The sequence below is a fragment of the Nostoc sp. genome, from assembly GCF_036919495.1.
Lineage (GTDB): Bacteria > Cyanobacteriota > Cyanobacteriia > Cyanobacteriales > Nostocaceae > Nostoc.
Map to the genome: position 1 here is coordinate 41,791 of NZ_JBALBZ010000015.1, position 13,636 is coordinate 55,426.

The 13,636-nt window shown below is 41.9% G+C and carries 11 protein-coding genes, 1 tRNA gene and 1 pseudogene; 4 read left to right on the top strand and 9 right to left on the bottom strand.

What is annotated here, in order from left to right; translation table 11 throughout:
- Nucleotides 1–264 precede the first annotated feature (264 nt).
- Complete coding sequence (locus tag V7K25_RS01750; RefSeq protein WP_335154512.1) at nucleotides 265–441, bottom strand: hypothetical protein; 177 nt, start codon at nucleotides 439–441, stop codon at nucleotides 265–267.
- Nucleotides 442–614: 173 nt separating this feature from the next.
- Nucleotides 615–1,259: an ATP phosphoribosyltransferase gene (hisG, locus tag V7K25_RS01755; protein ID WP_335154513.1), complete on the bottom strand. Its 645-nt coding sequence runs from the start codon at nucleotides 1,257–1,259 to the stop codon at nucleotides 615–617.
- 75 nt (nucleotides 1,260–1,334) lie between these two features.
- Here hisG and rppA point away from each other — a divergent pair, with 75 nt between their 5' ends.
- Nucleotides 1,335–2,033, top strand: a complete 699-nt coding sequence (gene rppA, locus V7K25_RS01760; protein WP_335154535.1) for a two-component system response regulator RppA — start codon at nucleotides 1,335–1,337, stop codon at nucleotides 2,031–2,033.
- A gap of 200 nt (nucleotides 2,034–2,233) precedes the next feature.
- On the opposite strand, the gene V7K25_RS01765 is transcribed toward rppA, so the two are convergent.
- The 6 genes from V7K25_RS01765 to V7K25_RS01790 form a co-directional block, all read right to left on the bottom strand.
- Nucleotides 2,234–2,305: transfer RNA gene (locus V7K25_RS01765), tRNA-Lys, on the bottom strand.
- 57 nt (nucleotides 2,306–2,362) lie between these two features.
- Complete coding sequence (locus V7K25_RS01770; protein ID WP_335154515.1) at nucleotides 2,363–4,609, bottom strand: GAF domain-containing protein; 2,247 nt, start codon at nucleotides 4,607–4,609, stop codon at nucleotides 2,363–2,365.
- 340 nt (nucleotides 4,610–4,949) lie between these two features.
- Entirely contained in the window at nucleotides 4,950–5,513 is a 564-nt protein-coding gene (locus V7K25_RS01775) for a hypothetical protein (protein ID WP_335154517.1), read from the bottom strand.
- Nucleotides 5,513–6,769, bottom strand: a complete 1,257-nt coding sequence (locus V7K25_RS01780) for a glycoside hydrolase family 10 protein (RefSeq protein ID WP_335154519.1) — start codon at nucleotides 6,767–6,769, stop codon at nucleotides 5,513–5,515. The genes V7K25_RS01775 and V7K25_RS01780 overlap by 1 nt, the downstream gene beginning before the upstream one ends.
- Nucleotides 6,770–7,030: 261 nt before the next feature.
- Nucleotides 7,031–8,503 (bottom strand): glycolate oxidase subunit GlcD, encoded by a 1,473-nt coding sequence (gene glcD, locus V7K25_RS01785; RefSeq protein WP_335154521.1) that lies wholly within the window; start codon nucleotides 8,501–8,503, stop codon nucleotides 7,031–7,033.
- Nucleotides 8,504–8,610: 107 nt separating this feature from the next.
- Nucleotides 8,611–9,195 carry a nucleotidyltransferase domain-containing protein gene (locus V7K25_RS01790; protein WP_335154523.1) on the bottom strand — a complete coding sequence of 195 codons (585 nt, stop codon included), beginning with the start codon at nucleotides 9,193–9,195 and terminating at the stop codon, nucleotides 8,611–8,613.
- 107 nt (nucleotides 9,196–9,302) lie between these two features.
- On the opposite strand from V7K25_RS01790, the pseudogene V7K25_RS01795 reads away from it, so the two are divergent.
- Nucleotides 9,303–9,485: pseudogene (locus V7K25_RS01795) on the top strand (Uma2 family endonuclease); the annotation flags it as partial.
- An 89-nt stretch (nucleotides 9,486–9,574) separates the two neighbouring features.
- Entirely contained in the window at nucleotides 9,575–10,153 is a 579-nt protein-coding gene (locus V7K25_RS01800; protein WP_335154525.1) for a Uma2 family endonuclease, read from the top strand.
- A gap of 60 nt (nucleotides 10,154–10,213) precedes the next feature.
- On the opposite strand, the gene miaA is transcribed toward V7K25_RS01800, so the two are convergent.
- Nucleotides 10,214–11,116, bottom strand: coding sequence for a tRNA (adenosine(37)-N6)-dimethylallyltransferase MiaA (gene miaA / locus V7K25_RS01805; RefSeq protein ID WP_335154527.1), 903 nt, complete (start codon nucleotides 11,114–11,116; stop codon nucleotides 10,214–10,216).
- Nucleotides 11,117–11,320: 204 nt separating this feature from the next.
- On the opposite strand from miaA, the gene gyrB reads away from it, so the two are divergent.
- A complete protein-coding gene (gene gyrB, locus V7K25_RS01810) occupies nucleotides 11,321–13,258 on the top strand; it encodes a DNA topoisomerase (ATP-hydrolyzing) subunit B (protein WP_335154529.1) in 1,938 nt (645 codons plus the stop codon).
- Nucleotides 13,259–13,636: the final 378 nt, after the last annotated feature.

Here is a 13,636-nt window from a genome sequence, read left to right on the forward strand (position 1 = left end):
TAATTGTTGCAGACTATCTACTAATCATTAAAACCTCACCTTGTCCTCACAGACATCGCTCTCCTTAAGGGACTTCCAAGAAATAAATTATTCCAAGAAACGAACCACAGAGACAAGGCAGCGCGGTCTTGGGGGTTTCCCCCATGAGCGACTGCCGCGCAGAGAACGCAGAGAGAAGAAATAGAGAGAGTTTTTGCCTCAGTTTTGGAACATTTTTTTATTTGGAAGTCCCTAACAAGGCTACGTTGTACACACACAAGTCTCTTAACCTGCAATGCCATTGTATCGAGTGACAATGCCATTGTATCGACTGATAATGCCATTGTATTGACTAGCAACACCATTGTATTGACTGGCAACGCCATTGTATTGACTAGCAATGCCATTGTATCGACTGGCAACGCCATTGTATCGACTGACAATGCTATCTATTTCTCTCATTTCCATGCTCTACATGAGAATAAGGAAAGCGTCATCAAGCTAGCTTTTTAGGACTTGTGTGTACACTGTAGCCTTACTAAGGAGAGAGACAGGTTTTGCCAAGTAAAATCAGGGTGAGGTTTCTTTGGGTTATTCGATAAACCGTGAATTACGTTACCTTGACAGCACTACTATTACACCTCTACCAAAACTATTTCTCGCAGCTTGGCAATTACATCACTTAAATTACCCGTGTTCATGCGGTAACTCAAAGGATGGGCAATCAACCGCGCCGTACTTTCATAGAGAGTAGCAATTTCAATCAAACCATTTTCGCGCAAAGTCCGCCCTGTAGAAACCAAATCCACGATCGCTTCTGACATTCCCGTAATCGGGCCTAGTTCAACTGAACCATACAACGGCACTATTTCCACAGGTAAATCTAGACTGTGGAAATATTCACGAGCGCAATTTACATATTTTGAAGCAACTCTACCATGCGGAGGTAAATCTAAAGGCGATCGGTAAGAACTGGATGCCTTTACCGCCACCGACATCCGACAATGCCCAAACTGCAAATCCACCAAGTGGGCAACTTGCGGCTGCTTTTCTCGCAGCACATCATAACCAACAACACCCAGTTGTGCCTGACCATATTCCACATAAACAGGCACATCCTGCGCCCGCACCAACAAAGCTTTTGCGACTCCCTTAGTATCAGGAATTTGAAGTTGGCGAGTTCCAGAATCTAAAAAAGCACTAAAATCTAACCCGACAGATTGTAGCAGGCGGATGCTATTTTTAAGGAGTTCCCCTTTTGGCAATGCAACAGTCAGCATTCTTTTTTTAATATCCTTGGCGTTCTGGCAGTTGAATAATATTGAGAATATCTCTATATGCTTACCACAAGCAGCATGAGAATTTTATTAGTTGATGATGAAGTTGAACTAACTGAACCCTTGAGTCGTTTATTAACTCGTGAGGGTTACACTGTCGATGCCGCTTACGATGGCACAAGTGGCAACGAACATGCACAAACAGGTAGCTATGACCTACTAATTTTAGATTGGATGCTGCCAGGAAAAACGGGGTTAGAAATTTGTCAGCAATTGCGACGCCAAGGCAAAACTACTCCCGTGCTGTTTCTCACAGCCAAAGATACTCTAGATGACCGCGTACAAGGTTTAGATGCTGGTGCTGATGACTATTTGGTTAAACCTTTTGAACTGCGAGAGTTACTAGCCAGAGTCCGGGCTTTATTGCGTCGTTCCGGTTCCCAAACCTATGAAACCACCACCGGACGTTTAACCGTCGCTGATTTAGAACTCGATTGTGAAAATCAAGTAGCCTATCGCCAAGGAAGAATAATTGAGCTATCGCAAAAAGAAGGCCAGTTACTACAATATTTTATGGAACACACTGGGCAACTAATGACTCATGCCCAGATTATGGAAAATTTATGGCAAGAAGAAGAACAACCCAGTAGTAATGTAATTGCCGCATTAATTCGTTTGCTACGCCGTAAGATTGAGGTAGGTAAAGAAACTACACTGATTCACACAGTCTATGGCAAAGGCTACCGTTTCGGTGCTTCCTCAGTGGAGTCAGTTTAACCGCCTGTTTTCAATACAATCATCTTGAAAAAATATTAGTGCAAATTAAAGACGCAACAGCTTACACTTGAATGCTAAGAGAGGGTTTTTATTTAAATTAGTCAAAGCCTTAGTGGTATTTATCCCTGAAAATAGGGGTTTTCCTAGCCTGGCACTTGCTCGATTTATGCAAGGGCTTTTTTCTGTAGGGCTGAAATTAGTGGGTGACGAGGGATTTGAACCCGCAACCAATAGATTAAGAGTCTACTGCTCTACCGTTGAGCTAGTCACCCGCACGAATAATAATCATAGCAGACTTCTGACAATTTAGCTAGTACCGTGCCAAAAAACTAATTAAAGGGGAATCTGATAGTGAAGGTGGTTTGACCGGCTCCAGTCTCTACATAAATTGAGCCGCCTAAATGTCTGACCATTTTCTGCACTAATGCCAATTCCAGTCCAGTGCCGCTATGTTTCCAAGGATCGTGTTTGGAAAGGTGATAGAAAGGCTCAAATATCCGTGACAGTTCGTTGCTGGTAAGCTCTAGTCCCGAATTGCTAATATTAAGCTCTACTGCGTCCGTTATCAAGTGAGCAGAAACTGTGACAGACTCACCTGCTGGGGTATATTTGCAGACATGGTTGAGTAGTTCGGTGATAATTCTCTCCATATCTGTGATATCTGTCTCTAAAAGCGGGAGTGTGGGATCAATACTCAGGTTTAACTGCTGTCGCTGGCAACTGGTAAGGTCTCGAAAAGACTCAATAATGGGGTTAAGCCAGCTTTGTAAGTCAATGGCAATCAAAGTTGGGGGATCGGGTTCGGCTTCTAGATATGTAAGTGTGAGTAGGTCGTTAATTAACTTGCTTTCTCGCGCACACTCGTTATGCAGAATCTGCAAGAGTTGTGGAACTATTTCTATCTCTAATATTTCTGCTGGTGTCAGGACACTTTCGAGGGTTTGGACTGCAAGGCTGATGCTAGTTATTGGTGTCCGCAGTTCTTGGGATAGGTTTCTGAGAAATTGGTTTTTAAGCCGATCGCTTTTTTCTAGTTCTTTTACCTGTGCCTGGTTTTGTTGGTAAAGTTGGGCTTGACGAATAGCGATCGCACATTCACTTGCAACCTGCTGCACTAACTCGATTTCAAATTCATCAAATGCCTCTTGTGTCGGTCTTGTCAACCAAATGTTTCCTAAAATCCCTTGAGTATCGAAAATTGGACAAGCCATCTGGGACATAACCAATAGGTTTGGTTGCCATCCTGGGACAATTTCTAAAAATTGCAAAGGTTGTTTTTGCAATAAGGGCTGATAAACTTCAAGTCGGTCTGCAATCTGTTTAGTCAATCCTTGACACCGAGGTAGGTTAATGCTGTACTCGTAGGTAATAGTAACCAGAGTTTGACAGGTGTTATAGAGTTCGATTTGACAACGGTCAAGGTTGAGTAACTCTGCTAATTCTTGGGTGAGTGTCTGCAATACCTGACTTTCATCCAGACTATCGCGGATTTGTTCTGTCATGCGTCGCACCAAGGCTTGAAAGTTTCGCACCTGCTGCAACTGATTTTTTTGCTTCTGTTTTTGCAACTCCAACTTTGCTTTGAGATCCTTGAACTGCTGACGAAGTTCTGCCTGTCTGGCAGCAATGCCAATTTGAATTGCCAACTGTTTGAGTAAATCAGTTTCTGTTTGCTGCCATTGACGCGATTGGTGGCAATGCTGGGCAATCAATAGCCCCCACATATCTTGCTCTTTGAAAATCGGCACGGCTAGATTGGCTCTCACCTGCAAAGATGCCAGAAAATCTATATGGTAAGGATGCAAACCATCAGCATAAATATCCTCGACAACTTGAATGCAACCTCGCTCGTAGTGTTCTGGATGTTTGCCACTGAAGCAGGGATCGGTAATATTTTTTCCCAACAGGGGATCAGTCACAGTTGATTCGGCAATGATTACCCCACTGCCATCAGCCTTGAAGCGATAAATAAGGACGCGATCGCAATTCAAAAATTGCCGCAGTTCAATTGTTGTCTGATGCAGAATTGTCTCAAATTCTAGAGATTGATGAATCCGTCCGGCGATCGCTTCTAGCAGTTGTTCCCGTTCAACCTGGAGTCCAACTGCCTGTTCTGCTTGCTTCACAGGAGTAATATTTCTACTAGTACCAATCAGTCGATAAATCCTGGAGTTAGCATCCCTTAACGGCGTGAGAGTCGTACTCCACCAAGTCTGAACCCCCTGGAATTGCAAACATTGTTCGTAAGAAATAGTTTTGCCAAATAGCACACATTCAGCATAATGTTGACGCACCTTAGCAGCATCGATGGGAGAGAGAATATCCTCTGGTTTTTTACCCCGGAGATCATCTGAGCGAATGCCTATCCACTGCTCATGAGTAGGATTAAGTGCCACATACCGAAAATCTCCGTCCTCCAAAACATCAACTACAAATATTGATGCTTGCACAGAATCGTACATGCTCAGTATAAACTGCTCACTACTGCTTTTCTCATCTACTTCTGTGCCGAAGAGAATCTGAGGTGGTGATAATTTTGTCAACTCCATAGTTGATTCCGTTGGATTTATAGTCATGCGAGAGTCCCTGTCTGGTATTACTGACTCTTCTAGGCGCTCTCTTGTCGTTACGCTTATATTAAATGCACTTCAGCGCCTATAGCAAAGTATTGTCAGCTATTGCTCATCGAAATTTGGATCTTTCTCTACTTCTTGTCAGAAATCTAGGAAAGCTAATAAAAGTCAGCTTAACAAATCCTGCTTTTTGAAGGCGAAAATACATTTGCAGGTTAGGGCAAACTTATTGAAGTTGATTTTTAACAGTTTTTCAAGATTGTTGCATATAGCTAATTGCAAACCTCATTATATATCAATTAAATTTATAATTCTTAATATAGGGAATAGGGACTGGGGGAATTCACAATCGCAATTTATGAGCATTCATTCCGGTGAAGATACCAACTAGCAGCCAAGTGATGGCTAATCCCATGACTTCGCCTAAGAATAGCTGCATCAGGCGATGTAAGATCATCCCGACAGCAGAACCCACGGGGACAGCAACAGCCCAACTTGCCGAAGAGACAAATATCCATCGCCACGGCATAGGCTGGGGAATTGCCAACCACTGTGCCAATCCAATGCCTAAGCCGCCAAGCGCACCAGAAACCGCCCCAGACAGGATTCTCATGGGAAGAATTTGAGTGCTAGGTACTATCCAACCCACCGCACCAATACCGATAGCGGTGATGATAGTCCAACCCAAAAGACTTGACAAAATCCACCTGATACAATAAATAGGTTCTTTGAGAAGGCAACCTTGAGGAATTGCGATCGCAATTCCACCGATAGCCGCCTCTACCACTCCAATATCTGGTTTATCGCCAACTTCAATAAAGAGTAAACTTAATAAAAAACCGCCAAAAGTAGCGAAAGTCCACAGCAATATAAAGCCAAATCTAGTATTTTCCGAGGCGAATGGCATTAAAGTTTCTTTGGTTGTAATAGTCTGACAGTTTTAGCATTAAACAGATCAAAAAAACCTTTGCGTCGCTGTTGGGGTGATTCGGGTACAATGTAACCCCAGAGACTCTCCCAGTAAAAAAAGGAGATACCGTCAAAATTGCGATCGCGTACAACCTGAACTTGTTCTCTAATTTGTGCCATTTTCACAGGATTACGCACCGTTCCCGTTGATATACCAATACCTACAGGAATTAGACTTTGAGCCAATTTTATCGATGATTGTTCCAGTTGAGCGATAAAAGAGTTTTTATCATTTCGATACACCTGTAAAATTAACTCATTAACTAAACCTTTTTTTACCCAATTTTCCCAATCTTGCAAATAGTATTTGTAGGCAAAAGCTTGATAGTTAGGAGACAGAGATATTCTAACTTTAGGTTTTACTGCCTTGACAGCTTGATAGATTTCTGCCATAAAATCAGTAATTTTGTCTGCCCGCCACCGCATCCATTCTGAGTTAAAAGGATCAGTTGGGGGACTTTTGCCTTGATGCTCTTTCTGGTAGAGTTCAATAGTGAAGCGATCGTAGCCAAACTGTACTGGCATCCCAAAATGATCGTCAAGCTGAATACCATCCACATCGTAATCTCTGACTACTTCTAAAATTAGCCCTTGGATAAATTCTTGCACTTGCGGATGTAGGGGATTCAACCAAGCCACCTTACTTACCAAAACATTATCGATTTCTTCTGGTGGAGCATCTTGGGTAGACTTTATACCTTCTTGCCCAATTGTCAACCAGTCGGGATAACGCCTTGCTAATTGTGAATAATGCGGCGTCATAAACCCGTATTCAAACCAGGGAATGACTCTTAAATCTTTATTATTGGCAAGTGTTACTATCTTTGCTAAAACATCCTGTCCACCGTGCATGAAGTTGAGCAAAGGTTGAGTTTCCGAACCTGTAGTCATTTTAGCTACAGCACTCTTATAAAAAGTATGTCCTCGGTTCCAAACTACAGGATAAATTGTATTAAAGTTGAGAGTCGATAATTGGTTGATAGCACGGTTAATACCCCAAGGAATAAATAGTACACCACTAGCAACATTAGTGAGCCAAACGCCGCGGATTTCTGTAGTTAATGGACTTATGTTTTGGGAATAAACTGGCAGCGAAGAGACTGAAGAGACTGAAGAGAGCGAAAAAATTGTTAAAATGGCTACTAATCCCAAACATATTAAGTAAGAAACATAACGGCGAGCAACCCGGTTCATTTGTAAGCGTGACCTAGTGCGATCGGAATATATATAACTACAAAAAAAAGTTGTAATCCTCCGGATGATGTAAAGGAATGATGATTCAAAATTCAGGAGTCAGAACTCAGGAGTTAGAGGTCAGAATAATTAAAATAATACGGAGCTAATTTTGGTCATGAATCTACTTAAGGATACCAGAACCTGATAAATTATGACTCCAAACTCTTAATTTTTGTAGAGACGCGATTAATCGCGTCTCTACTCCTAACTCCTAACTTTTTAAAATCTTTCCACACCTTCAAATTGTTTGAGTGCCGATGCATTCGCTGCTTCACCACAAGTTCGTGGTGTGGGGAATATCTTTTCAGGATTTGCTAAACCTTTAGGATTAAAAACTTGCCGCACCCACTGCATAGTTTCTAAATCAACTTGGCTAAACATCTGTGGCATATAGCACTTTTTCTCTGCACCAATCCCATGTTCGCCAGAAATACTACCACCAACTTGGACACAAAGTTTAAGAATTTTCCCACCCATTTCTTCTACTTGCTCTAATGCTCCATGCACAGAATTATCATAAAGAATTAGCGGATGAAGATTGCCATCGCCAGCATGAAATACATTAGCAACCCGATAACCATATTGTTCACTTAAAGTCTTAATCTCGTGCAGAACATAAGGCAACTGAGTCCGAGGAATTACACCATCTTGTACATAATAATCTGGGCTTAAATGCCCAGCCGCAGCAAAAGCGGCTTTGCGCCCTTTCCATAATTTCAATCTGGTTTCTGGGTCAGTAGCAGAAGTGACATTTCGTGCCCCATTCTTTTTACAAATTTCAATAACTCGTTGCTTATTTCCTGCAACTTCCACTTCTAAACCGTCAATTTCTATTAGCAAAATGGCAGTAGCATCGCGGGGATAACAATTAGTTGCTACAACATCTTCAACTGCATTGATGCTGAAGTTATCCATCATTTCCATACCACCAGGAATAATTCCGGCGCTGATGATGTCAGAAACAGTTGCTCCCGCAGCTTCAATGCTAGTAAAATCTGCCAACAGCACACAAATTGATTCTGCACTTTTGAGAATTCGCAAAGTAATTTCTGTGGCAATTCCTAATGTGCCTTCGGAACCAACAAACACACCTGTTAAATCATAACCAGGCATTTCTGGGATTTGTCCGCCTAAATCAATAATTTCTCCTTCTGGCGTGACAATTTTTAATCCTAAAACGTGGTTAGTAGTAACACCGTATTTGAGACAATGTACGCCACCAGAATTTTCGGCAATATTGCCCCCGATAGAGCAGATAATTTGGCTAGAAGGGTCAGGAGCGTAGTAAAAACCAGCACCACTGACAGCTTGTGTTACCCAACTATTAATCACCCCTGGTTGGACAACTGTCCGTTGATTTTCCAAATCAATGCTGAGGATTTGCCGCATTAAGGAAGTGACAATTAAAACAGAATCTTTTAATGGTAAAGCGCCGCCAGATAGACCAGTACCAGAACCGCGTGCTATGAAGGGGATAGAATATTGGTTGCATATCTTTACAATTTCTGCAACTTGTTCTGTAGTTCTGGGTAACACCACCACAGCCGGACGTTGGCGGTAACCAGTTAAACCATCGCATTCATAGGTAATGAGTTCTTCACGGCGTTGCACCACACCATTTTTGCCAAGGACAGCCTCGAATGCTTTGAGAATGGGTTTCCAGTTGCGTTGTTTTTTATCTTGGGTAAGCATAGTTTTTTAAAGTTCAAGGTAGATGTTGCAGGCTGGTTAATATAGCTGTAATTACTATTGTTGCAAGAATAGCAGTCAAAAGTACGTAAAAGCGATCGCACTCATTTTCAGCTAGCATGAATTTCTGCAAGCCAATGATGTCCGGGGTGACACACAGTTATTGCTTGTTTAAGCCAAACTTGACGTTCTTTATCTAGTAAGCTGCATATACGATAAAAATCATCTTCGTCTTTAGACCTGGGATTCTTAGCTTTATATAAGAGTACAATTTCTGGAGTAAGGAACGGTATACCAATATCAGAACGTAAAATAATCATTGATAATGGACGTGCAATATCAAGATTTCTGCGAAATCTCCACTCCCTTTGTGAACACTCATCCAAAAGAATCTCTAGTTCTGATAATAAGTTATTTTTAGTATGAGCATGAATCTCATGTATTGGTAACTCTAGCCATTCGTTTTCATTCCAAGGCTGCATTTTTCCATTAACAACATTAGTAAATTTCCAGTCAAATAAATATTCTCTCAGCCTGTTCTGGTCTTTCCTAAATATTGCAATTTCTATATCTTTATGCACCCTAGTTACATCTCCTATAAAAAGGTCTATTGCCCATCCACCCGCTACAAACCAGGGTTGTCTGAAATCATTTAGTAGCCCAGAAAATTTCATAAGTTCTGAGAAATATTCCATTGATGACTACTCCTCAGAATTTTTCAGTATTAAATATTGATTCAATGCACCCTCCTATCCCCAATCTAGTAACCTAGAAATAATGCTCTCAAATACTGGATAAAATCATGGTTCAGCAAGTTCTAATCAATGATGATGATTACTATGTGCCAGATGCCAACCAGCTAGTCACTGAAGATGATACACCTGTAGACAATTTTGCTTCTGCCAAACAACAACGCCTTTTAGTGAGTTCTCTTTACAGTTCTCTACAAAGCCAGACTTTTTTAGCTGAAGCTAATGTGGGCATTTAGGGACTTCCAAATAAAAAAATGTTCCAAAACTGAGGCAAAAACTCTCTCTATTTCTTCTCTCTGCGTTCTCTGCGCGGCAGTCGCTCATGGGGGAAACCCCCAAGACCGCGCTGCCTTGTCTCTGTGGTTCGTTTCTTGGAATATATTTCTTGGAAGTCCCTTACTACACAGACCTTCAGCCCCCCATTGTACCTGATGTCTTTCTCAGCTTGGATGTGCAAGTACCTGAAAAATGGTGGGAAAAACAAAATCGTTGTTATATGGTTTGGCGTTTTGGCAAACCTCCAGAAGTTGTCCTAGAAATTGTCTCTAATAAAGAAGGTGATGAACTGGGCAAAAAACTGAAAATTTATGAACAAATACGGGCTAGCTACTACATCGTATATGACCAGAATCAGCAATTAGGAGAAAAAATCCTGCGCGTTTATGAACTTAGGGGAACACGCTACTTTGAAACTTCAGAAATTTGGTTAGAACAAGTTGGTTTAGGTGTAACTCTGTGGGAAGGTGAATTTGAAGGCAGACAGGATCATTGGTTACGCTGGTGTTACCAAGATGGCAATGTTTTATCGACTGGAGATGAACGAGCTTCCCAAGCCGAACAACGCACCCAATTACTAGCAGATAGACTACGGGCTATGGGCGTAGATACCGACACTCTTTAGGACACGCACTGTAAAGACGCAAAAAATATTTGCGTCTTTGCATGAGCAAAAAAAATCTCACTAAATTGTGCGACTTATAAACTCATTTATACGCCGCCAAACCTTCTCTAATAAATCAGGATCATTGGCATCAAACCATTCAATTTTTGGATATGCTCGAAACCAAGTGCGTTGTCGTTTGGCAAATTGTCGCGTATGCAAAATTGTTAATTCTTTCGCCTCATCTAAGGAAATATCCCCAGCCAAATATTGCTTAATTTCTTGATAGCCCAAAGTATTCAACAAAGACAAATCAGCGCCATATTTTTGACAAAGATACTCCACTTCAGCGACCAAACCATTTGCTATCATTTGCTCAGTACGCAGTTGAATACGAGCAAGCAACTTTTCGACATCGCAATCTAAACCAATTTGCAAAATCGGATAATTTGGTGGATTCTCCCCTTGCTGTTCTGAAATGGGATATCCAGTAACATAATATACTTCTAAGGCTCTTAAAGTTCGCACAGAATCATTGCCATGAATTTTTCGTGCTGCAACTGGGTCAACTTGTTGTAACATTGCGTAGAGTTGTGGTTGACCGAGAGATTCAAGTTGCGATCGCAATTCCATCTGTGGCGCAACTCTCGGAATTTTCATCCCTTGGACAATGGAACGTATATATAAACCAGTGCCACCAACTAAAAACAGTGGTGTAACACCAACAGAAGCAATTAAGGCTTGTGTTTGCTCCTGATAGTCTGCTACTGTCATGATATCTGCTGGATTGCAGATATCTATTAAATAGTGTGGCACCAATTTTTGTTCAGCTACAGTTGGTTTTGCCGTTCCAATATCAAACTCACGATAAACTTGACGAGAATCAGCACTGAGAATTACAGAACCAAACCGCATTGCCAAAGCCAAAGCCAAACCCGATTTACCCGTTGCCGTCGCCCCACAAATCACGATTAATTTAGTCATTAGTCATTAGTCATTAACCTATTCTCCCCCTGCTCCCCTTGCCTCCCCTGCCCCTGCCCTCTTATACGGTAGTGCAACCCCAGTATAAACTTCTCTTGAAAATGCCCTACAGACGCCAGCAAGGCTTTTGTGTTACAATTTTGGAGTGTTTTTACTTTTATTTGCCTTTAGGCGATTTCAACCCCACGCATCAGGAGAGTTTACATGACGAGCAGTTACAGTGCCGATCAGATTCAAGTTCTGGAAGGTCTGGAAGCCGTCCGCAAAAGACCAGGAATGTACATTGGTACCACTGGGCCGCGAGGACTCCACCATTTAGTTTACGAGGTGGTGGACAATTCAATCGATGAGGCTTTGGCAGGTCATTGCACTCATATAGAGGTGGATATCAACGCTGATGGTTCAGTAACTGTAACAGATGATGGTCGCGGTATTCCCGTTGATACTCACTCGCGCACCGGAAAATCGGCTTTGGAAACCGTGATGACGGTACTGCACGCTGGTGGTAAGTTTGGCGGCGGTGGCTACAAAGTTTCTGGAGGATTACACGGGGTTGGTATTTCTGTTGTTAATGCCCTATCTGAGGTTGTAGAAGTTACAGTTTGGCGAGATAAAAAAGTTCATCTCCAACGCTATGAACGCGGTATCCCGGTTACCGAACTGCAAACAAAGCCTTACAAAGAAGCTAGAACTGGAACTTCTGTCACCTTTAAGCCAGATACTCAAATCTTTACAACTAGCATTGAGTTTGATTACATCACTTTATCAGGTCGCCTACGGGAATTGGCTTATCTGAATGCAGGTGTCAAAATTACCTTTACTGACCACCGTTTAGAACTACTAAAAAGCGATACACCAAAAGTAGAATCCTACAATTACAAGGGTGGCATTAAAGAATATATCGCTTACATGAACCGCGAGAAGCAGCCACTGCATGAAGAAATTATCTATGTGCAGGGGGAACGCAATAACGTACAAGTGGAAGTTTCCTTGCAATGGTGTACTGATGCTTATACGGATAATGTTCTAGGTTTTGCTAACAATATTCGCACCGTGGATGGTGGTACACACTTAGAAGGGTTGAAGGCGGTTCTGACTCGGACATTAAATGCGATCGCTCGCAAGCGCAATAAAATTAAAGAGAATGAACCTAACCTCAGTGGCGAACACGTTCGCGAAGGTTTGACAGCCGTAATTTCCGTTAAAGTCCCAGATCCAGAATTTGAAGGACAAACTAAAACCAAACTCGGTAACACTGAAGTTCGAGGGATTGTCGATTCTTTGGTAGGAGAAGTCCTCACCGAGTACCTAGAATTTCACCCGGCGATCGCAGACTCAATTTTAGATAAAGCCATCCAAGCTTTCAAAGCCGCAGAAGCAGCGCGTCATGCGCGGGAATTAGTTCGGCGCAAATCAGTACTGGAATCTTCGCCATTACCTGGTAAATTGGCAGATTGTAGTTCTCGCGATCCTAGCGAATCCGAGATATTCATCGTGGAAGGGGATTCAGCCGGTGGGAGTGCCAAACAAGGACGCGATCGCCGCACTCAAGCTATCTTGCCTCTACGTGGTAAAATTCTCAACATTGAAAAAACTGACGATGCCAAAATTTATAAAAATAACGAAGTTCAATCGTTAATTACAGCCCTCGGTTTAGGTGTCAAAGGTGATGAATTCGATTCCACCCAATTGCGTTATCACCGCATAGTCATTATGACCGATGCTGACGTAGATGGGGCGCACATTCGGACTTTGTTGTTAACATTCTTCTATCGATATCAACGAGCGCTGATCGAACAAGGCTTTATTTATATTGCTTGTCCCCCACTGTTTAAAGTAGAACGGGGACGTAATCATGAGTACTGCTATAGCGATCGCGAAAAAGATCAAGTGATCGCCAAATTCCCTGCTAACGCCAACTACACCATCCAACGCTTCAAAGGTTTGGGTGAAATGATGCCACAACAACTCTGGGACACCACAATGAACCCAGAAACCCGCAAAATGAAGCAAGTCGAAATTGAGGACGCTGCCGAAGCCGATCGCATCTTCACAATTTTAATGGGCGATCGCGTTGCTCCCAGACGGGAATTCATCGAAACCTATGGTTCTAAACTCAACTTTACCGATTTAGATATTTAATATCGATTCTCTGGCACGACTCCAATAATTTGTAACATTGGTAATGGGTGAAAACGTATCACCCATTACCTTTTTTATATCCAAAACTGCTATAAAAACTATTTCTTTCGGTGGATGTCAAACTACGAAACATTCAAATCTTTTGCATTAATATTTTTCAGACTACAAACTATGTCGTTAGATGAGTGACTATATCCATAAATTCATTAGATATTGTCAATAATTCCTTATTTAACTGGATTTTAGACAAAGCTATGAAAGTGAGCAAAGGCATAGTAGAAATATTGGTATCGGCTCAATAATCAGGGGTAGGCAGTTATTCAGTCTGCCACGACCAACCAAACAGATTAGGAGCAGTCTTGTTGCGAATTATTTGGG